Raw genomic sequence first — 21,607 nt, forward strand, 5'->3', positions numbered from 1 at the left:
GATGCAATTAATAGAAATTTACAGTAAATCCTTCAGCATACAAAGGGGGAAGGGTTCATGGAATTAACACCTAGAATCAAACAGATATTACAATTTGTTCTTGAGAAAAATGAACCTGTTTTGGAGCAGGACATAGCACAGCATATAGGGGTAAGCAAGAGGACTGTCCAAAGAGAGTTTGATTATATAGCGGCAGGACTGGCGGATTACGACCTGAGTCTGTGCAAGAAGAAAAATATCGGTGTATGGATTGATGGTGATGCCGTGAACCTGAACCGCCTGAGAAAAGAAGTAACAGAAACTCAGAATAATAATTTTTCTGATAAAAATACAAGAAGAAAATATCTTATATATGAGCTTTTACGTGAAAAGGTTCCTAAAAAGCTATTCTATTTCAGCAACCTTTTCGGAGTGAGCGAGGCAACAATAAGCCATGACCTTGATGTTGTGGAAAAAAAGCTTGCCGGCTACAGGCTTTCTCTTATCAGAAAACCGGGCTTCGGTGTTATAGTTGATGGCAAAGAAAAGGATATACGAACAGCACTTCATTATTTTGTCAATGATAATATGGATGATGAATCCATGAGAAGCATGTTTTTTGAAAACAGGGAAGCACTGCTTAGGGCAATGAAAAATTACAACAGTGTAAAGGTGTATGGACTATTAAACAGCTCGGTGGTTGACAGGGTGATACAGGTATTTGAAGACATAGATGAAAACCGTTTCAACCATATGGCTGAGGATTCCTATATTGGTCTCTTGATTCACACGGCAATAGCTGTTGACAGGATCATGAAGGGAAATGTCATAGAAGATACCGAATTGCCGGTAAATGTGCAGTTTGATGATGATTACCCGGCGGCAGCGCATCTCATAGAAGCACTGGAAAGTGAATTTGATATAAAGCTGCCAAAGAGTGAATTTTCAAATATTCTGCTTTATATAAAGGGCTCCAAACAGAACCGGTATAATATGGAGGATGATGAGGAACTTGGAGCAGAAAAGCTGCTCGATATTATTGACAAGCTGATAGGTGTGTTTGATGCGACAGATGCATGTGAAATGAGGCAGGATGATGAGCTGATATATGGTCTGATGATGGATTTACAGCCGGCAATAATCAGAATCGAAAATGAACTGTATGTATACAATCCTCTCGAGGCGCAGATAAAGAGTGAGTATCCTGAGGTGTTTGCACAGTGCAGACAGGCAGCATATGTTATAGAAAAGGCAACAGGCCATAAGGTTCCTGACAGTGAGGTGGGATATCTTGCAATCCATTTTGGAGCAGCCATGGAGAGAATCCACGAGAGAAAACGCAGGAGGCGGCCGGTTGAAATCGGAATCGTGTGTGCAGGAGGCTTTGGAGTCGCAAGACTCATGAGTACTAAAATCAGAGGCTTTTTAAGAGAGGATGTCACAATAAAGACCTACGGGAGAGATGAAATCACACCATATGTGGCATCGAAAACAGATTTCTTTGTATCAGGACTTGTACTTGACAATCCTGACATAGATATAGTAAAGGTGTCACCGTTAATAAATGCTAATGACATCATGGCGATACGCTTAAAGGTTGATGAATATTCCAGAATGCCAAGTAAGCAGGAGGATATCGACTTTAACGAACAGCTGTCACAGATAAATGAAATAGTTTCAAAGATTAAACGGCTGACAAAAAATTACAGTAATTACAGAGCTGACAGTGCAAGCACCATGGAGCAGCTGGTTGAGAGCATGTCGTATGTAATAACCGACAGCAGGGCGGCTGCAGATACATTGAAAAATGACATAATGAAGAGAGAGCGTGTAATGACGCAGGTATTTCCGGAGCTTGATTTTGCACTGTTTCATTGTAAGACAAAAGCAGTAAACAGCATTGTTTTTAAAACGATGACACCTGAAGATGGTGCATGCTTTACAGATGAAAGCATGAAAAATATAAAGGCAGCAGTTTTCCTTGCTGCACCCATGGATAAGGGAGAAACAGATACAGAAATTCTGGGAAGGATAAGCAGCGCTTTTGTGGAAGAGGAAAGACTATTACCTTCCATATTTGAAGAAAATGTGGAGGAAACGAGAAGAATAATTAAAAAAGCATTGAAGACATATTTTAACGAGTACATATCAAAAATGCAGTAGATAGCAAAAAGGAGGATTTTACAATGAGTGATGTATTAAGAATAGAAAACATTGTCACAGGCGTGAGAGGCTTAAACAAGGAGCAGGTGATTGAAAAGCTCGGTCAGATGCTCTATGACACAGGATGCATCGAGAAGGAATATATTCAGGGTATGCTCGACAAGGAGAATGTATTCAATACATTTATGGGCAATGGGGTTGCAATTCCACACGGAATCGAGGCAACAAAGAAATTTGTAAATAAAGCCGGAATCGCGATAGTAACGCTTCCTGACGGAGTTGACTGGGGTAACGGAAACATGGTCCGTATAGCAATCGGAATTGCAGGAAAAGAAAATGAGCATATCGAGATCTTAAGCAGTATAGCAATACTTTTGTCAGAAGCAGAGAATGTTGACAAGGCAGTGAACGGAACGGCAGACGAGATTTATCAGTTGTTTATTGAAGCTGATATGTAATGTAAAAAAAAATATTCAAAAAGTGCATTATTAAGCTAAGAACAGGGCAACAAATAACATAGTTATATCAAAATATCATAGTATACATATCGAAATAGGAGGAAATCAATATGAAATCAAAAGCAGTCAGAATGTACGGAGAAATGGACTTAAGACTTGAGGAGTTTGAGCTCCCGGAGATCAAGGACGATGAAATACTTGTAAAGGTAATGAGCGATAGCATCTGCATGTCAACATATAAGCTTGCAAAGCAGGGCAAGAAGCATAAGAGAGCACCACAGGATATGGATATCCATCCGGTAATCGTAGGACACGAGTGTTCAGGAGATATAGTACAGGTAGGAAAGAAATGGCAGAATCAGTTCAAGCCGGGCGAGAAATTTGCATTACAGCCTGCACTCAACTACCAGGGCAAGCTTGACTCACCTGGATACTCATACAGATACTGCGGTGGAGCAGCAACCTACTGCATCATGCCTCATGAGGTAATGGAGCTTGGATGCCTCCTAAAATATGACGGAGACAGCTATTTTAAGGCATCTCTCGGAGAACCAATGAGCTGTATCATCGGTGGATACCATGCAAATTATCACACAAACAAGCACAATTATGAACATGCAATGGGCACAAAGGTTGGCGGAAGCATCCTTATCATGGGTGGCTGCGGACCAATGGGACTTGGAGCGGTAAGCTATGGACTTACATTTGAGAACAAGCCAAAGAGAATCGTAGTAACAGACGTAGATGATGCAAAAATCGAGAGAGCAAAGCAGTGCATCACCGTTGAAGAGGCAGCAGAGAAGGGCATAGAGCTCATCTACTTCAACACAGCAAAGGCAAAGGATGCAGAGGCAGAGCTTATGGCAATAACAGACGGAAAGGGCTATGATGACATATTCGTATATGTACCAATCAAGCCTGTTGCAGAGATGGGAGACAGACTTCTCGCATTTGACGGCTGCATGAACTTCTTTGCAGGACCTACAGACAACCAGTTCAAGGCAGAGATTAATCTGTACAACTGCCACTACACAAGCACACACATCATGGGAACGACAGGTGGAAACACAGATGACCTCGTAGAGGCAATTGATCTTGCATCAAAGGGAGCAATCAATCCGGCTGTAATGATTACACACGTAGGTGGAATCAACGCAGTAGCAGATGCAACCTGCCACCTTCCGGAAATCCCTGGTGGCAAGAAGCTTACATACATGCAGTTTGATATGCCACTCACAGCAATCGATGACTTCGAGGAGCTTGGAAAAACAGATCCGCTTTTCGCAAAGCTCGATGCATCTGTAAAGGCACATCGTGGTCTGTGGAATGAAGAGGCAGAAAAAATTCTCTTCGAGCACTTCGGTGTAAAATAAAACGGTACCATTCAATTAAATCTGGTATTTTGGTGCGCAAATCAACCCCATTTTGACAAAGCGCGTTAAAATATATACATCATTCCGGCGCATGCACTCAACCTTGCATGCGCCATTTTTTGAAGCCAGAAAGAACTAAATCGACAATTGCAACTAAAAATAGTTGCAATAAATGGAAAGTGATGTATAATAATAAAAAATGAGATATATGTTATGGGGAAAAAGGACAAACTGATTAAGAGATTAAAATCACGACCAAAAGATTTTACGTTTGATGAAGCAGAAACTTTATTGAAATATTTTGACTTTGCCTATTCAAATAAGGGAAAGACCAGTGGATCCAGAGTTATATTTGAAAGTGAAAATCATGGATGCATTATGCTTCATAAACCACATCCACAAAAAGAGCTTAAGGATTATCAGATCAAACAGCTAATAGAATATCTTGAGCAGGAGGATCTTATATGAATAATACTATGGAATATAAAGGCTATGTTGGAAGTGTTGAGTTTTCAGAGGAGGATGTAATTTTCTATGGAAAAGTTATGGGAATACGTTCATTAATATCATATGAAGGTGAAAATGCCAGAGAGCTTGTAGAAGGCTTTCATGAAGCTGTTGATGAGTATTTGCTAATATGTGAGCAACAAGGAAAGGTCCCGGAGCAGGCATATAAAGGAAGCTTCAATGTTAGAATATCACCGGAACTCCATAAGAAAATTGTTATATATGCAACGGAACATGATATTACTTTAAATAGGTATGTTGAACAGACTCTTGAAAAATCTCCTGCAGCAGTGCAGATGTAATTGAAGGACATACCCTCCGGCAATTAATTTAAGATAATTTGCCTGAGGGTTTTGTTATACTACGACATCTAGTCGCATATTATAAATTTGCCCCCACATTTATGAAAAATTCGGCTAATTTTACAATTGAGTCATTTATCCCAATGTGGTAGAATAACAAAGTCCAAGAAAAAGGAGCAATTGGATTTTGAAAAGTTAAAAACTTTAGCGCCATGCACCGGCAGGGACGGAAAAATATGCCGGTTAACGAGGTTTCAGGTTATCGAAAATTCGGCGGATGCCTGGACGCATATATGGATGCGCATCTCAAGCCAAATATGATGGAGACATCAAAACAAAGCGAGAGAACCATATAAATCAAGTAGCTATTCAGAAAAGAACAGTTACAATTTGTACATTTAAAATTATATATCGAAAAGGAGATCTAACACTATGTGTGGAATTATAGGATTTACAGGCCGTTTAGAGGCACAGAAGATTTTGACGGAAGGACTCGCTGCGTTAGAGTATCGTGGATACGACAGTGCAGGTATTGCTTATTTCAAGGATACAGGCAAGATTTCTATCCGCAAAACCGTCGGAAAGGTTAAGGATCTTCTCGCTATCTGCGATGATGAGAACAATTCAACCTGTGGAATCGGACATACAAGATGGGCAACACACGGCGGAGTTACCAATGCCAATGCTCATCCTCACAAGGTTGGAAATGTCGCACTCATCCACAATGGTATCATTGAGAACTACCACGAGATTGTAAACAAGTTTGATCTTGCAGATTCTCTTATATCTGAGACAGATACAGAGGTAGCAGCTGCTCTTATCAACAAGCTCTATGACGGAGATCCAAAGGCTACTATTAAGAAGGCAGTAACAGAGCTTCGGGGTTCATTTGCGTTCTGTATCATGTTCAAGGATCAGCCGGGAAAGATTTTTGCTGTCAGAAATGTAAGCCCGATGGTTGCAACATATTGCGATGACGGAGCATTTATCGCATCTGACCTCACAGCATTTATCAAATACTCTAAGCGCTATTTCATCGTACCTGAGTATGCTATCATGACTATGACAGCAGATGGAATTACAATAGAGGATCTTGACGGAAAGAATGTTGAGCCTGAGTATCTTGAGGTAAACTGGGATGTAACAGCAGCTCAGAAGGACGGCTATCCGCATTTCATGATCAAGGAGATTCATGAGCAGCCTGCAGCTATTACAAAGACTATCACTCCAAGAATCAAGGATTCTCTGCCTGATTTCACAGAGGACGGCATTCCGGATTCATTCTTTGAGGATGTAAGCGATATCACAATAGTAGCATGCGGTACAGCCATGTATGCGGGAATGGTTGGAAAAACCATGATCCAGAACCGACTTCATATACCTGTAACTGTTGCAATCGCATCAGAGTTCAGATATGAGGAGCCTGTTATCTCAGACAAGTCAATGGTTGTATTTGTATCACAGTCAGGTGAGACAATTGATACCTTAGAGGCACTTCGTCTTGCCAATAAATACACAAAGAAGACACTCTCTATAGTAAACGTGAAGGGTTCATCAATTGCAAGAGAGAGCAACTATGTGCTTTACACACATGCAGGCCCTGAGATTGCTGTTGCAAGTACAAAGGCTTACACAGTACAGGCTGCAAGTTTCTATCTGTTAGGCTGCAAGCTTGGTCTTGTATCAGGTAAGATGACAGAGGCTGATGCAAAAGAGTTTATTGAGAACCTTCAGGAGGTTCCAAATCTCATCGAGTCAGTTATCACGCAGGCACCTGAGATTGAGCAGCTCACAAAGAGAATGGTTAACGCAACAAATGCGTTCTACATTGGACGTGGACTTGACTATACACTCTGCATGGAGGGCGCACTCAAGCTCAAAGAGATTTCATATATTCATGCTGAGGCTTATGCAGCAGGCGAGTTAAAGCACGGTACAATCGCGCTCATCAGCGAGGGTGTTCCTGTTATCGCAGTTGCTACACAGAGTCATGTATACAGCAAGGTCATCTCAAATATCCGCGAGGTAAAGGCAAGAGGCGCATACGTTATCCTTCTTAGCAAGGATAAGGATATTACAGATAAGTCAATCTGTGATGTGCATATCTCACTCCCACAGGCACCGGATGAGTTTGCGATTTTCGAGTCAGTTGTAATCTGTCAGCTTATCGCTTACTACACATCAACAGGAAAGGGCTTAAACCCTGACCAGCCACGTAACCTTGCAAAATCAGTTACAGTAGAATAAATAATTTTCCCGGACATTTATGCGATGTCCGGGGATTTTTTTTACGCTTGTGCGATACAATGCAGCATATGTAATACATCGATGTATATGTCAGTGATTTGCACGGCACCAACACATTTTGTTAAAAATATAACAAATTTGTATTTACACATCACGCATCCGGTGGTATGATACATAAATGCGGGTTACTCATACGAGAATCCAGCAGCCATACAATTTTCATGTGCGCTCTTATGCCGTGTGACAGAATCACAGCATAACAGAATTAGGACGAGACCCATATGGGCTTTTACCAAAAGGAGGAAAAACAATGCGCAATTCAAAAACAAACGAACTTGTACTGACAGGTTTATTCACAGCCATTATCATTATCATGGCATTCACACCACTCGGATATATTCCGCTCGTAGTTATCAACGCTACGATTATTCACATTCCGGTAATCCTTGGTTCACTTTTCTGCGGACCTAAAAAGGGAGCATTCCTTGGATTTGTATTCGGATTTACCAGTTGTCTAAAGGCAACTATAGTCGGAGGAACTCTTTCATCCTTTGTATTTTCGCCGGTGCTTGCCGCATCCATGGTCGGAACCTCAGGTATATTTAAGAGCTTATTCATAGCATTTGTTCCAAGAATTTTAGTAGGTGTTATACCTTATTTTGTATATATAGGCATCAAAAAGGTGCTTGCGTCAGAGAAGAAAAATCTCTGGGGCACAGTTTTAAATGTGCTCATGTCAGCATTCCTTGCATTCGGAGTATATGCATTCCTCGGCAAGATGTCAGAGTCACTTTCACAGGCAGCCGCTTTAGGAATCGGCATAGCAGTCGCAGCTGTAGTATTTATAGTAGTTGAGGCTGTATTTATCAGAAAGAGCACACAGGTTATTCCGTTTGTATATGCAGGTGTAGCCGGTGCCATGACCAATACACTGCTTGTAATGGGCTCAATCTTCGTGCTTTACAAGGGTGCTTATGCAGATGCAATCGGTGTGGCAGGAAACGCGGTGCTGGGCGTTATCACCGGAGTTATCAGCTTTAACGGAGTAATTGAGGCAATAGTTGCCGCAATCATCGTATACCTTGTTGGATTGGTTTTAAATAGTATCAAACCAATTGCAGCAAAATAAATTCAGACAGATTTAAAATAAATGTGAAATTGTATGTACGGCGGACTGATAAGGTCCGCCTGTTTTATAAGCAGTTGGACTAGGAACGGTAAAAAAGCATTTGAGTTAAAAGAAAGGCATGATACAAGGTGAAACATATGCATGAAATAGACATAATGGATATCGGCGGCTTCAAAATAGGCCAAGCCGAGGACACTAAGGGCTTGACCGGCTGTACGGTATTTCTTTTTGATAAACAGTCACCGGCGGGAGTTGACATAAGGGGAGGCGGACCGGCTTCGCGGGAGACACCACTTTTAAATCCTGTGGCAGACGCAAAGGGTATCCATGCGCTTGTACTGTCAGGCGGCTCTGCCTTTGGTCTGGATGCAGCGGGAGGCGTGATGAAGTATCTCGAGGAGCGCGATATAGGCTTTGATGTGGGAGTCACAAAGGTGCCTCTTGTGGTGCAGTCGTGTATTTTTGACCTGGTAATAGGTGATAAAAATGCAAGGCCTGATGGCAAAATGGCATACAAGGCTTGTGAGAACGCTTCTTATGATACCTTTTTACAGGGAAATTATGGAGCCGGAATGGGCGCAACAGTTGGCAAATATATGGGACGTGAGCGCAGCATGAAGAGCGGAATAGGAGCCTATGCAATACAGCTTGGAGAACTAAAGGTTGGAGCAGTGGTGACACTGAACGCACTTGGTGACATATATGATATAGATACAGATAAGAAAATTGCCGGAGCACTGGATGAAAATGGGCTGCTTTTTGATGACGAGACAGCGTATTTTGAGGCAGCGGCGAAGATTCAGAATATGTTTACAGGAAACACCACAATTGGTACAATAATAACAAATGCAAAGCTTGACAAGACCGCACTCAACAAGGTGGCATCCATGGCTCACAATGGCTATGGCAGAGCAATCAGACCCGTGCACACGATGGCAGACGGAGATTCAATCTATGCTGTATCAGTGGGCAGTGTGCCTGCCGATATCAATCTGGTGGGGCCAATGAGTGCCTATGTCATGGCAAAGGCCATTGCCAATGCAGCTAGAAGTGCAAAGTCTGTGGATGGCTACAAAGCATTTTGCGATGTAAACAAAAAATGACTGCAGAATAATAATAGTTTTATACAGAGGTGAAAATCATGTTAAAAGGAAAAACAGTAGTTTTGGGAGTGACAGGAAGCATAGCGGCATACAAGATAGCAAACCTTGCGAGTATGCTTGTAAAACAGCACGCCGATGTCAACGTCATAATGACACATAATGCAACAAATTTTATAAATCCAATCACATTTGAAACTCTCACAGGCAACAAGTGCCTCGTGGACACATTTGACAGAAACTTTGAATTCAACGTGGAGCATGTGGCGCTCGCAAAGAGAGCAGACATCTTTATGGTGGCACCTGCATCAGCCAATGTGATAGGCAAGATGGCAAACGGAATCGCAGATGATATGCTTACCACCACAATACTTGCAGCCAAATGTCCTAAGCTTGTTTCTCCTGCCATGAACACCAATATGTACGAGAACAGGATTGTGCAGGACAATATCAAAAAGCTCGAACACTACGGCTTTGAGATGATAAAGCCGGCTGAAGGATATCTTGCATGCGGAGACATCGGTGCAGGAAAAATGCCGGAGCCACAGGTACTTTTCGACTATATAATGAGGACAATTGCCTGTGAAAAGGATCTGGCGGGCAAAAACGTACTCATCACAGCCGGAGCGACACAGGAAAAAATAGACCCGGTACGTTTTATCACCAATCACTCAACAGGCAAGATGGGGCGTGCCATAGCAGAAAATTGTATGCTCCGCGGTGCGCATGTTACACTGGTCAACGCTTCAGTATCGGTTGCTCCACCTATGTTTGTAGATGTGGTAAATGTGACATCGGCCGCAGACATGGCAGACGTGGTGAAATCAAAGGCTGCTGAACAGGATATTATCATCATGACCGCAGCAGTAGCGGATTTTTGTCCATCACATCCGGCTGATGAGAAAATAAAGAAAAATGACAGCTCATATGAGTCTGTAATTGAGCTTGAGCGCACAGAGGACATCCTTTCATACCTCGGAGCACACAAGGCTAAGGGACAGCTCATATGCGGTTTTTCTATGGAAACCCAGAATATGCTTGAAAACTCGAAAGCAAAGCTTGTAAAGAAAAATGCAGATATGATAGTGGCAAACAACCTAAAGGTAGCAGGCGCAGGCTTTGGAACAGATACCAATGTGGTCACACTCATTACGGCTGATGACTGCACAGAGCTTGAAATCATGGACAAGAGCTGCGTTGCGTCAAGGATTATGGACCGACTGCTGCAGATGTAGAGCTTTGATTTTAGGTTGAGAGTGGGTGCGTGTAGCGGGTGGGATGCGGATTATATATCCCGCATGTTCGGAAATTTCGATAAAAGTTGAGTAAGTGCATGGAGCAGTAAGATAAATAGAAGAAGTAGATTAGTGCATGGAACGCCCGGTGCACAGATTGTATGTCGCTACGTTCGATTTACGACGTGTCGTGTGGGAGTTATATGCCGTCATCAGCAAAAGCGGCGCGGAAAATACTCGTTCAAGCAGCATAGCCTGAATTTAGATATTGAGGTAAAATGCGCGTTTGATTTTCCGCGCCTGATAAGCTCTGCGGATGACGGCATATACTCCCACTAGACTAAGGAGTTATGAGAGCGGAGTGATATACAATCTGTGCACCGGGCGCTTCATGCACTTAAAGAATCTGAATTCGAAGCGCTCCATGCACAAGCGATTATATAAGCCGTTACACCGCGCAGTCCACAGCCGGCAGCTCCCCGGTCGCATCGAGGAAGAGATTTGCAAAGGTCTGCTCATAGTAAGGCTCCACCCAGAGCAGGCCGATGCCGAGCGACAGCACGCAAAGCACAAGCATACCGATGAAGCTTAAGTTAATGTATATGACTCTGAGTATGTTGCCGCGAATCAGTTTTATTGCATGAGTCAGACATGCAAATACGGATAAATCATCACGCGAGAGCACCAGATACAGGTAAAACGGAAACAGAACCAGTACAATAAAGCTGAGCACGGCACTTGCAGCATATAAAGCGATAGCAATTCCCATGGTGTCACCGCTTAGCTTGAAAAAGTTTCTGGCTACAAGGAAAGGCGCCTTTGCAATCATAGAGATGGCATAATATATGATGTATGCTCCAAAATATCTGTTGGAGTGATTCATAAAGCAGTAGAAGACATCGCTGATACGGCACTCTTTCTTTCTTGCCATATTAAGGTGGAAACGTATGAGTCCCATCTGCAGCACGCCGAACACGATAGATAAAAGCACCTCGGCAATGTAGTAGATGACGGTCTGAACCTTTGTCGCATATACATTTCCGAGCAGGTAGGTAAACGGCAGGTCACTAAACAGATTTATGAGTGTGACAGTGAGAAAAACGCTCATGCTAAGTCTGTATCTTCCGTTCAGGTTCTCTCTTGATATTCTTTTTAATTCTTTGGATTTCTTTTTTGGGTTCATTATATTTCTCCTGAAATAATAGTTTTGAATTAATGCTTAAGTTAGGCTTAAGTTAATGTTTAAATTAATGCTTTGACAATTGTCAGATATATAGCATATACTTGTATTCATATGGTTACACAAAATCACAGGAAGGACCACACATATCATGCAGACAGATGAAACAATCGACAGGTATTTCTATATAACGGGCTGGATATGCATAGCTGTATTTGCGGCTCTTGCGGCAGTGATTGGAGTATGCGGTACGCAGATACTCACAAAGGTGCCTCCATGTCCGATGCACGCATATACAGGCTACTATTGTCCGGGGTGCGGTGGCACGAGAGCCACATTTGCGCTGCTGCACGGGCATCTGATAAGGTCGTTTGTACTCCATCCGTTTGTGCCGTATACAGCCGTTTTTGGAGGCTGGTTTATGCTGTCACAGACGCTGCAGCGGATAAGCCGCGGCAGGCTGCACATCGGAATGCACTTTAGGCCATTATATATGTGGCTTGCACTTGCCATTATTGTGGTAAACTGTATAGTCAAAAATATGCTTATATTATTTTGCGGTATTCATCTGCTTAAGTAGCTCATTGTAGTCGATACCGGTCAGGTTCTGGTATTCCTTTAATATACCCTCGATGCTTCCGTATTCGTGAAGCATGGCGGCAAACGAACCGATATAGATAATAAGAGTGATAACAACAGAGGCAAACGCAATCCAGAATGAGGTCATAGCTATGCTGCTCATTGAGGTGGCACCGCCTTTTGACAGTAACGCAAAAATCATGGCAAGCGAGCCGCATATGATAGACACATAAATACAGCTGCACGACGCGATGGCAATTATTGAAAGCACAAGTGCTGCAACCTCCATATTGCGAGAGCGTTTATTGTAGAAATTGTTGTTGGGATTAAAGCCCGGCCCATAATTGCTGCCGAAATTATAGTTATAATCCTGATTATAATCAAATTTTTGTGGATCCATAATAAAATTCCTTTCTATAAAGTTGATTTTATTGTATCACTTCATTTATAATACGAAAAGAATAAGTTTTTTAAAGAGGTAAAAAAATGGATATTATTGCTGCAATTGCAGAAGAACTGCAGATTAAAAAAGGACAGGCCGAGGCCGCTGTCAAGCTGATAGATGAGGGAAACACCATTCCTTTTATCGCCAGATACCGAAAGGAGGCAACCGGCTCATTAAATGATGAGGTGCTCAGAAATCTCTTCGACAGACTGACATATCTACGTAATCTTGAGGACAAGAAGCAGACAGTGCTTGCAAGCATTGAGGAGCAGGGCAAGCTTACGGATGAGCTTAAGAAGGCAATCCTTGAGGCACAGACACAGGTGGCGGTTGACGATTTGTACAGACCTTACCGTCCGAAGAGAAGAACCCGTGCCACAATCGCAAAGGAAAAGGGCTTAGAGCCACTTGCACAGACCATTTTAGCGCAGGAATCGTCTGTTGATATCATGGCAGAAGCAGCTAAATATGTGGATGCAGAAAAAGATGTGGCAGATGAAGCGGCTGCACTCGCCGGAGCAAAGGATATCATTGCAGAGAACGTATCAGACAATGCCGGTTACAGAACAAAAATCAGAGAGCTTACCATGCAAAAGGGGCGTCTTATATCGACAGCCAAGGATCCGGAGGCAGAGTCTGTCTATGAGATGTACTATGAATTTGATGAGGCTCTTTCCAAGGTGGCAGGTCACAGAACACTCGCAATTAACCGTGGTGAGAAGGAAAAAATCCTCACAGTAAAGATAGAGGCACCGACAGAGGATATCATAAAATATCTTAAAAAGCAGGTTATCACAAATGATGGAGCGCCTACAGCAGCCGTACTCACAGAGGCAGTGGAGGATGCGTACGACAGGCTTATTGCCCCTGCCATAGAGCGTGAAATCAGAAACAATCTGACAGAGGAAGCAGAGGATGGTGCCATAAAGGTATTCGGAAAGAACTTGGAGCAGCTTCTCATGCAGCCTCCAATTGCAGGACAGGTTGTGCTTGGATGGGATCCGGCATTCCGTACAGGCTGCAAGATTTCTGTCGTAGACCCTACAGGAAAGGTGCTCGATACCACAGTAATCTACCCGACAGCACCACAGAACAAGGTTGAGGAGGCAAAGGCCGTAATCAAAAAGCTCATAGACAAGCATCATGTCACTCTTATCTCACTCGGAAACGGAACAGCATCGCGTGAGTCAGAGCAGGTGATTGTCGAGCTGTTAAAGGAAATTCCGGTAAAGGTGCAGTACATCATAGTAAATGAAGCAGGTGCGTCAGTATATTCAGCCAGCAAGCTTGCCACGGAGGAGTTTCCGAATTTTGATGTGGAACAAAGAAGTGCCACATCCATGGCGCGTAGACTTCAGGATCCGCTCGCTGAGCTTGTAAAGATTGATCCAAAGTCAATCGGAGTCGGACAGTATCAGCACGATATGAACCAGAAAAAGCTCTCAGAGGCACTCGGAGGAGTTGTAGAGGACTGCGTAAATAAGGTTGGTGTTGATTTAAATACAGCATCAGTTTCACTGCTTGAGTACATATCAGGCATCTCAAAGACCATTGCCAAAAACATCGTGGACTACAGAGAGGAAAACGGTAAATTCACATCACGTTCACAGCTTCTTAAGGTAGCAAAGCTTGGACCGAAGGCATTTGAACAGTGTGCAGGTTTCATGCGTATCACAGACGGAAAGAACCCACTTGATGCCACAGGCGTGCATCCTGAGTCATATGATGCCACAAAGGCAGTGCTTGAAAAGCTTGGCTACACAATGGAGGATGTAAAGAACAGAAATGTAGTTGGAATCTCAAAGAAGGTATCTGATTACAAGGCGCTCGCAGACGAGGCAGGAGTTGGTGAAATCACACTGCGTGACATCGTAAAAGAGCTTGAAAAGCCGGCAAGAGACCCACGTGAGGATATGCCAAAGCCAATTCTAAGAAGCGATGTCCTTGAGATGAAGGACCTCACACCGGGTATGGTATTAAAGGGCACAGTCAGAAACGTAATAGATTTCGGATGCTTTGTGGATATAGGAGTACATCAGGACGGACTTGTGCATATCTCAGAGATATGTGACCGCTATATCAAGCATCCGCTTGAGGCTGTCAGTGTAGGGGACATAGTAGATGTGCAGGTTATGAGCGTTGACCTCAAAAAGCAGCGCATCCAGCTTACCATGAAAATCGGACAAGGTACAGACAAGGCCGGTAAGTCAGAACACAGCGGCAGTGGAAAAAACAATGTCGATAACAAGGCTGACAGAAGTAATAGAAATAACGGCGGCAGGAATAGCAGAAACGATAGAAATAGTACAGACAGCAAGAATAATAACAACAGAAACAAAAAGCCACACTACATAAAGGGCAAGAAAAATAATTTCTTTGACAATATTATTCTTGATAATTAAAAACACCTTGACAAAACACTTCAAAGTGCATATCATAAGTCTGTAAAATAAATAGGAATTCTTCAGGGCAGGGTGCGATTCCCTACCGGTGGTACAGCCCACGAGCCGCAAGGCATGATTCGGTGTGATTCCGAAGCCGACAGTATAGTCTGGATGAGAGAAGATTATTAGGTGTTATTACACTGTGATATTAAGTCCCGGAAGATTTTCTTCCGGGATTTTTTAAAGCAGCTATTCAGATTTTAGATAGCTGCACTCACAATATCCTCAGGATTCCTTAAGCATCAAAGGAGTGTAAAATGGACGTAACAACAAACAACACAAAATCAAAAGTAAACATCAGACTTTTAGTCGGCACAGGAATGTTAAGCGGACTTGCATTTGTACTTCAGTACCTCGAGTTTCCAATTCCAATCATGCCGGGCTTTATTAAGTTTGATTTCTCAGATCTGCCTGCACTTATCGGCGCATTTGCATATGGACCGTTAGCAGGAGTGATTGTAGAGTTTATCAAGAACCTGCTTCACTGTACAGTAACACAGAGCTTTACGGTAGGAGAGCTTTCAAACTTTATTCTTGGAGCAGTATTTACAGCAACAGCAGGACTTATCTACAAGAAGAATAAGTCAAAAAAGGGTGCAATAATCGGCGCTTTAGTCGGTTCAGTGGTAATGGGAATCATCAGCTTCCCATCAAACCTGTTTATCGTGTACCCGGCATACACAAAGTTCATGCCAATGGAAGCAATCATTGGTGCCTACAGTGAGCTTCTCCCATCAGTAGGCAAGCTGTGGCAGGCACTTTTAATATTCAATGTTCCGTTTACCATCGTAAAGGGACTTATATCAACACTTATCACAGTGCTTGTATACAAGAGATTGTCACCTGTTTTAAAGGGCAGAGGATAGAGAAAATACCTGACACAATATATATTAGTAACAAACATAAAGAGCGCAGTCAATTGCGCTCTTTTCTTTTTTTAAAAGGAATGTTATAATAAACCCAAATATTTAGTTGGGAGCAGGATATGAAGCTTGAATTTGATGTAAAAGTAACAGAAAAAGATTTATATTCATTTAATATAGAGCAGGCGTACAAGGGCAGTCAGGGTGTCATATCATTGCTGTTTGCTGTGCTCTTGGCTGCGGCAGCAGTGTTAAGCGCACAAAAAGGCAATACGGAGTATGTGGTGCTTTATATTATAGTTGGTATTCTGGTGCTGCTATATGTGCCGTTTTCACTCAAGGGCAGGGTAAAGATGATTATGAAGACAAATGAAGTTTTCTCAAAGCCACTGCATTTTGTGGTAGACGAAAAGCACATAAATGTAAGCCAGGGAGATGAGATGGCGCAGCTTCCGTGGGAGCAGGTGTACAGATTCGTGGCAAATGATAAGAGGATACTTATATTCAGCAACAGGAAGAATGCATACATTCTCTCAAAGGAGCAGCTGGGCGACAGCTATGAGCCGTTAAAGGAGCTGGCAGGCAGTACACTGGAGAAATACAGACTGAAAATCAAATAAACAAAATAGATATAAGATAATAAAAGATAAAATAAATAGATAAGGGTATAAGCTGGTAATATGAGTAGTGAAGGAAATATAACAGTAATAGAAAGCTTTTCGGCAGATGATACGCATGCACTTGGGGTTACGCTTGGACAGCAGGCAAAGCCGGGGGATGTGTGTACACTTGTGGGTGATTTAGGAGTGGGTAAAACAGTGCTCACGCAGGGCATAGCAGCGGGGCTTGGCATCACAGAGCCGATAAACAGCCCTACATTTACCATAGTGCAGGTGTACGAGGAGGGCAGGCTGCCGTTTTATCATTTCGATGTATACAGGATTGGTGACATTGAGGAGATGGATGAAATAGGCTATGAGGATTATTTCTACGGAGATGGTCTTACAATGATAGAGTGGGCAAATCTCATTGAGGAGATACTCCCAAAGAAGAGAAAAGAGATTACGATTGAAAAAGACCTGGAAAAAGGCTTTGACTATAGAAAAATAACAATAAAAGAGGTTTTATAATGAAGATACTTGCGCTTGACAGCTCAGGGCTTGTGGCCAGTGTGGCTGTCGTATCGGACGATAATCTGATAGGAGAATACACGATAAATTATAAAAAGACACATTCGCAGACGCTTCTTCCGATGCTTGATGAGGTGGCTAAGATGACAGAGCTTGACCTTAAGACAATAGATTTTATTGCAGTCTCAGCAGGACCTGGATCGTTTACAGGGCTTCGCATAGGCTCTGCGACGGCGAAGGGGCTTGCACTGGCACTGGATAAGCAGATAGTTTCTGTACCTACTGTAGATGCGCTTGCATACAATCTGTGGGGCAGTGCAGATGTTGTCTGTCCTCTTATGGATGCAAGAAGGCAGCAGACCTATACAGGGCTGTATGATTTTGCCGATGGCAGGATGAACACCATTTTGCCACAGTGCGTAGTGATGATAGAAGAGATAGTTGACAAAATCAATGAGCTCGGCCACAGGGTGATTTTCCTTGGAGACGGAGTGGATGTGTTCAGGGATTATATTAATGAGCACGTAAAGGTGGACTATGACTTTGCGCCTGCCATGTGCAATAAGCAAAGAGCATCGGCTGTAGCATGTCTTGGACAGGTGCTCTATGAGCAGGGCAGGGCAGAAAATGCAGCAGACCATAAGCCTGAGTATCTCAGATTATCACAGGCGGAGAGAGAGAGACAGGAAAAGGAGAGAGATTTTAGAATATGATAATAAGACCCATGGAGCCGGAGGATGCAGACTCGGTGGCGCAGATAGAAAAAGACAGCTTCACACAGCCCTGGAGCAGACAGGGATTTTTGGATGCCATGAGGCTTCCGGAGAATATCATGCTTGTGGCACAGGAGGATGGCGAGATACTGGGGTATCAGTGTACCTACGTGTCATTTGATGAGGGAGAGCTGACCAATATAGCAGTCAAAAAATCAGCACGAGGAAAAGGTGTGGGTGCACATCTTATCAGATGCTTGCAGGAAAAGGCAAAAGAGTCAGGTGTTGAGCGCATTGTGTTAGAAGCCAGGGTGACTAATGAGGCTGCGATATCACTGTATCAGAAGATGGGGTTTGTAAACCTTGGAATCAGAAAAAATCTATATGAGCATCCGGTAGAGGACGGTGTCATCATGTCCTATACTGCGGAGGAAAATTTATGTTAGACGTATGTTTACTTGGAACAGCAGGCATGATGCCTTTGCCAAACAGATGGCTTACGGCACTTTCACTAAAATATAACGGCAGCAATATACTTATTGACTGCGGTGAGGGAACGCAGATTGCGATGAAGGAGGCCGGAATCAATTTCAAGCCGATAGATATTTTATGCATCACCCACTTTCATGCAGACCATATCAGCGGATTGCCGGGGCTTCTTCTTACAATGGGAAATGCCGAGCGCAACGAGCCGCTTACCATTATTGGACCTAAGGGGCTTACAAGGGTTGTCACTGCACTTCGGACGATTGCGCCGGAGCTGCCTTTTGAGATAAAATGCATAGAGCTCAATGAGCAGGATGAATATTTTGAGATGAACGGATATCATATTCACGCATTCCGCGTAAAGCATGCGGTGTTGTGCTATGGCTATTCGGTTGAGATAAAGCGTAGTGGCAGATTTTCCGTGGAAAGAGCAAAGGAAAAAGAAATTCCGATGCGCCTGTGGAATCCTCTTCAGAAAGGCAATACCATTGAATTTGAGGGCAGAGTGTATACTCCGGATATGGTGCTAGGACCGGCAAGAAAGGGCATAAAGGTAACATATTGTACGGACTCAAGACCACTTGAGCACATAGTGGAGGCAGCAGAGGAATCAGACCTTTTTATCTGCGAGGGCATGTATGCTGAAAAGGAAAGGATAGTAAAAGCAAAGCAGTATAAGCATATGACCTTTTACGAGGCAGCAGACATGGCAAAGAGAGCCGGCGTGAAGGAGCTGTGGCTTACACATTTTTCGCCGTCACTTGTCCGTGCAGAGGATTATATGCCACAGGTGAGGGATATTTTTGCAAACGCATATCTTGGAAAAGACGGAAAGAGCGTGGAGCTCATGTTTGACGAGGACTAAGGAGGCATGTGATGAAAAAGATAGGTATTGTTATAATTGCAATTGTATTGATTGCGGGAATCAGTGGCACATTTTACATGGTAAACAGCAATTCTCAAAAGAAAGTCCAAAAGGAAAAGACACTCACGGATATACAAAAGATTACGTCGAAGGATTTGGAAAAGAATTATCCGCAGACACCGCGTGAGGTTGTTAAGCTGTATAACAAGATACTGAGCTGCTATTATAAGGAAAATTATACTGATAAGGAGCTTGATGGACTTGTTGAGCAGGCGCTTAAACTGTTTGATGATGAGCTTGCGGCAAATAATCCGAAGGATACTTACAAGCAGTCAGTGAAGGACGATGCAAAAAACTACAGTGATCAGGGGATTACTATGGCACAGACAGATGTGTGTGACAGCAATGATGTAAAATATATCACCGATAATGGGAAAAAGATTGCGTACGTCAGAGCTTCTTATTTCATGAAAGAGGGAAGCTCGTATTCTAAAACTTATCAGGATTATGTATTAAGACAGGATGAAAAAGGATGCTGGAAGATACTTACATTCTACAAGGTTGAAGCAGACACGGATGCGGAAACAGAGTAGAGTAGTATTCTTAAAGTTTGATGCATTTATTCTAATGATATGATGCATCAGAGACAGTATAATAACAAAGATAGGCGGCAATTGTCTGAGTTTACAGTTGCGATTGGTGTAATAAAATGACAGAAAATACAGAAACAAAAAAAGAAATTAAAATACTTGCAATCGAAAGCTCATGCGACGAGACTGCGGCAGCAGTCGTAGTAAATGGGCGGGATCTGCGAAGTAATGTGATTTCATCGCAGATAGCTCTTCATACTTTATATGGAGGGGTAGTACCGGAGATAGCCTCCAGAAAGCATATTGAGAAAATTAATCAGGTCATAGAGCAGGCACTTTCAGATGCACAGATGACACTTGATGATATAGACGCAATAGGAGTCACATATGGTCCGGGGCTTGTAGGAGCACTGCTTGTAGGCGTGGCAGAAGCAAAGGCTATAGCATACGCAAGAAATATTCCTCTTGTCGGAGTGCACCATATAGAGGGACATATCAGTGCCAATTATATAGAAAATAAAGACTTAGAGCCACCATTTCTGGCACTCGTCGTATCAGGAGGACACACGCATCTGGTGAGAGTGGTAGATTACGGAAAATATGAGATTCTCGGACGCACGAGGGATGATGCGGCAGGAGAGGCATTTGACAAGGTAGCGAGAGCAATAGGCCTTGGCTATCCGGGAGGCCCTAAGATAGAAAAGGTTTCACATGAGGGAGATCCGCACAGCATAGAGTTCCCAAGAGCAAAGATTGTGGGCGGAGTCTATGATTTCAGCTTCAGCGGGCTTAAATCAGCAGTACTCAATTATTTAAACAGCTGCAGGATGAAGGGACTGGAAATAAACCAGGCAGACGTGGCAGCATCGTTCCAGCAGGCGGTTACAGATGTGCTTGTCGGACACGCTGAGAATGCCATAGATGAGTTTAAAATGGACAAATTTGCCATTGCGGGAGGCGTTGCTTCTAATGGTGTTATTCGTCATGCCATGGAGGAAATGTGCGCGCGCAAGGGTGTTAAATTCTATCGTCCGTCACCGATACTGTGTACAGATAATGCGGCAATGATAGGTGCGGCGGCATACTATGATTTTATAGCAGGCAAGAGGTCCGGACTTGATCTGAATGCGGTTCCCAATCTAAAGCTTGGTGAATGATTCTGTAATTGCTTCCGGTTACACCGGTGTGCAAACATAATGTGCAGATTTATCATGGATAGGAAAAGGAAAGAATATGGACAAGAAAAAGTTCACAGCAATCATACTGTCAGCCGGTACAGGAAGCCGGATGAAAAGCAATATGCCAAAGCAGTACATGGAACTTCTGGGAAAACCTGTGATTTATTATAGTATAAAAGCATTTGAGGATAGCCCTGTTGATGAAATAGTCATAGTCTGCAGCACGGATTATATTGAGTATTTCAGACGTTCGATAATCGAAAAATATGGCTTTGAGAAGGTGAAAGCGGTAGTGCAGGGGGGAAAAGAACGCTACAACTCTGTATACGAGGGGCTTAAAGCAGCAAACGGCACGGACTATGTGCTGATCCATGACGGAGCACGCCCTCTGGTAGATAATGAAATAATAGTCCGCTCTATGCATACGGTTGAAAAAGAAAAGGCCTGTGTGGCAGGAATGCCTGTAAAGGACACAATAAAGGTGTCAGATGAATTCGGATATTCGGCAAATACTCCTGACAGAAAAAGTCTGTGGCAGATTCAGACACCGCAATGCTTTGAATATGATTTGCTGGCTCAGTCCTATGATAAGCTGTTTAGTGACATGTCATATGGGAAAAGTGTGCCGGCAATTACGGATG

General features: G+C 43.1%; 22 protein-coding genes and 1 riboswitch (1 of these 23 only partly in view). Of the genes, 20 read left to right on the forward strand and 2 right to left on the reverse strand.

Annotation, left to right across the window (positions count from 1 at the left end; all coding sequences use genetic code 11):
- Positions 1-57 precede the first annotated feature (57 nt).
- The 9 genes from ACTQ1L_RS07715 to coaBC all read left to right on the forward strand — a co-directional run bounded on the left by ACTQ1L_RS07715 (position 58) and on the right by coaBC (position 10,493).
- Positions 58-2,142, forward strand: a complete 2,085-nt coding sequence (locus ACTQ1L_RS07715) for a BglG family transcription antiterminator (protein WP_441366384.1) — start codon at positions 58-60, stop codon at positions 2,140-2,142.
- 23 nt (positions 2,143-2,165) lie between these two features.
- Entirely contained in the window at positions 2,166-2,600 is a 435-nt protein-coding gene (locus ACTQ1L_RS07720; protein ID WP_321111998.1) for a PTS sugar transporter subunit IIA, read from the forward strand.
- 110 nt (positions 2,601-2,710) lie between these two features.
- On the forward strand, positions 2,711-3,973 hold the full coding sequence (locus ACTQ1L_RS07725) for a zinc-binding dehydrogenase (RefSeq protein ID WP_441366386.1): 1,263 nt from the start codon (positions 2,711-2,713) through the stop codon (positions 3,971-3,973).
- Between the two features lie 213 nt (positions 3,974-4,186).
- Positions 4,187-4,441, forward strand: a complete 255-nt coding sequence (locus ACTQ1L_RS07730) for a type II toxin-antitoxin system HicA family toxin (RefSeq protein ID WP_307769378.1) — start codon at positions 4,187-4,189, stop codon at positions 4,439-4,441.
- Positions 4,438-4,782 carry a type II toxin-antitoxin system HicB family antitoxin gene (locus ACTQ1L_RS07735; RefSeq protein WP_055274236.1) on the forward strand — a complete coding sequence of 115 codons (345 nt, stop codon included), beginning with the start codon at positions 4,438-4,440 and terminating at the stop codon, positions 4,780-4,782. Before ACTQ1L_RS07730 ends, ACTQ1L_RS07735 begins: the two co-directional genes overlap by 4 nt.
- A gap of 432 nt (positions 4,783-5,214) precedes the next feature.
- Positions 5,215-7,029, forward strand: coding sequence for a glutamine--fructose-6-phosphate transaminase (isomerizing) (glmS, locus tag ACTQ1L_RS07740; protein ID WP_441366389.1), 1,815 nt, complete (start codon positions 5,215-5,217; stop codon positions 7,027-7,029).
- A 310-nt stretch (positions 7,030-7,339) separates the two neighbouring features.
- Positions 7,340-8,158 (forward strand): ECF transporter S component, encoded by an 819-nt coding sequence (locus ACTQ1L_RS07745; RefSeq protein ID WP_321112520.1) that lies wholly within the window; start codon positions 7,340-7,342, stop codon positions 8,156-8,158.
- Between the two features lie 137 nt (positions 8,159-8,295).
- Complete coding sequence (locus ACTQ1L_RS07750; RefSeq protein ID WP_441366390.1) at positions 8,296-9,261, forward strand: P1 family peptidase; 966 nt, start codon at positions 8,296-8,298, stop codon at positions 9,259-9,261.
- Positions 9,262-9,299: 38 nt separating this feature from the next.
- The gene (gene coaBC, locus ACTQ1L_RS07755; RefSeq protein WP_321112522.1) at positions 9,300-10,493 is read left to right on the forward strand and encodes a bifunctional phosphopantothenoylcysteine decarboxylase/phosphopantothenate--cysteine ligase CoaBC; all 1,194 of its coding nucleotides are present in this window, start codon (positions 9,300-9,302) and stop codon (positions 10,491-10,493) included.
- A 448-nt stretch (positions 10,494-10,941) separates the two neighbouring features.
- Here the strand turns inward: coaBC and ACTQ1L_RS07760 are convergent, their stop codons facing one another.
- Positions 10,942-11,676, reverse strand: coding sequence for a DUF975 family protein (locus ACTQ1L_RS07760; protein ID WP_441366391.1), 735 nt, complete (start codon positions 11,674-11,676; stop codon positions 10,942-10,944).
- A gap of 148 nt (positions 11,677-11,824) precedes the next feature.
- Between ACTQ1L_RS07760 and ACTQ1L_RS07765 the strand changes: the two genes are divergently transcribed.
- Positions 11,825-12,253 carry a DUF2752 domain-containing protein gene (locus tag ACTQ1L_RS07765; RefSeq protein ID WP_441366393.1) on the forward strand — a complete coding sequence of 143 codons (429 nt, stop codon included), beginning with the start codon at positions 11,825-11,827 and terminating at the stop codon, positions 12,251-12,253.
- Here ACTQ1L_RS07765 and ACTQ1L_RS07770 read toward each other — a convergent pair.
- Positions 12,224-12,652: a hypothetical protein gene (locus ACTQ1L_RS07770; RefSeq protein WP_441366395.1), complete on the reverse strand. Its 429-nt coding sequence runs from the start codon at positions 12,650-12,652 to the stop codon at positions 12,224-12,226. The genes ACTQ1L_RS07765 and ACTQ1L_RS07770 overlap by 30 nt on opposite strands.
- A gap of 86 nt (positions 12,653-12,738) precedes the next feature.
- Between ACTQ1L_RS07770 and ACTQ1L_RS07775 the strand changes: the two genes are divergently transcribed.
- The 10 genes from ACTQ1L_RS07775 to ispD all read left to right on the forward strand — a co-directional run.
- A complete protein-coding gene (locus ACTQ1L_RS07775) occupies positions 12,739-15,099 on the forward strand; it encodes a Tex family protein (RefSeq protein WP_441366396.1) in 2,361 nt (786 codons plus the stop codon).
- Between the two features lie 54 nt (positions 15,100-15,153).
- A riboswitch (FMN riboswitch) is annotated at positions 15,154-15,268 on the forward strand.
- 130 nt (positions 15,269-15,398) lie between these two features.
- Positions 15,399-16,007, forward strand: a complete 609-nt coding sequence (locus tag ACTQ1L_RS07780) for an ECF transporter S component (RefSeq protein WP_118003652.1) — start codon at positions 15,399-15,401, stop codon at positions 16,005-16,007.
- 119 nt (positions 16,008-16,126) lie between these two features.
- Entirely contained in the window at positions 16,127-16,624 is a 498-nt protein-coding gene (locus ACTQ1L_RS07785) for a YcxB family protein (protein ID WP_321112526.1), read from the forward strand.
- A gap of 60 nt (positions 16,625-16,684) precedes the next feature.
- Positions 16,685-17,134 carry a tRNA (adenosine(37)-N6)-threonylcarbamoyltransferase complex ATPase subunit type 1 TsaE gene (gene tsaE / locus ACTQ1L_RS07790; RefSeq protein WP_321112527.1) on the forward strand — a complete coding sequence of 150 codons (450 nt, stop codon included), beginning with the start codon at positions 16,685-16,687 and terminating at the stop codon, positions 17,132-17,134.
- Positions 17,134-17,847 (forward strand): tRNA (adenosine(37)-N6)-threonylcarbamoyltransferase complex dimerization subunit type 1 TsaB, encoded by a 714-nt coding sequence (gene tsaB, locus ACTQ1L_RS07795; protein WP_441366399.1) that lies wholly within the window; start codon positions 17,134-17,136, stop codon positions 17,845-17,847. The genes tsaE and tsaB overlap by 1 nt, the downstream gene beginning before the upstream one ends.
- Positions 17,844-18,293, forward strand: a complete 450-nt coding sequence (gene rimI, locus ACTQ1L_RS07800) for a ribosomal protein S18-alanine N-acetyltransferase (protein ID WP_012741724.1) — start codon at positions 17,844-17,846, stop codon at positions 18,291-18,293. The genes tsaB and rimI overlap by 4 nt, the downstream gene beginning before the upstream one ends.
- Positions 18,287-19,198, forward strand: a complete 912-nt coding sequence (locus ACTQ1L_RS07805) for a ribonuclease Z (protein WP_441366401.1) — start codon at positions 18,287-18,289, stop codon at positions 19,196-19,198. Before rimI ends, ACTQ1L_RS07805 begins: the two co-directional genes overlap by 7 nt.
- An 11-nt stretch (positions 19,199-19,209) precedes the next feature.
- Positions 19,210-19,791 (forward strand): DUF6715 family protein, encoded by a 582-nt coding sequence (locus ACTQ1L_RS07810; RefSeq protein ID WP_441366403.1) that lies wholly within the window; start codon positions 19,210-19,212, stop codon positions 19,789-19,791.
- A gap of 116 nt (positions 19,792-19,907) precedes the next feature.
- Positions 19,908-20,945 (forward strand): tRNA (adenosine(37)-N6)-threonylcarbamoyltransferase complex transferase subunit TsaD, encoded by a 1,038-nt coding sequence (gene tsaD / locus ACTQ1L_RS07815; RefSeq protein ID WP_441366405.1) that lies wholly within the window; start codon positions 19,908-19,910, stop codon positions 20,943-20,945.
- A gap of 76 nt (positions 20,946-21,021) precedes the next feature.
- Positions 21,022-21,607 carry the 5' portion of a 2-C-methyl-D-erythritol 4-phosphate cytidylyltransferase gene (ispD, locus tag ACTQ1L_RS07820; protein WP_441366406.1) on the forward strand. 134 nt of this gene lie beyond the right edge of the window, so 586 of the gene's 720 nt are visible here — the first part of the coding sequence; it begins with the start codon at positions 21,022-21,024; its stop codon lies off the right edge, out of view.

It is taken from the genome of Agathobacter sp. LCP21S3_B2, from assembly GCF_052118705.1.
Taxonomy (GTDB): domain Bacteria; phylum Bacillota; class Clostridia; order Lachnospirales; family Lachnospiraceae; genus Roseburia.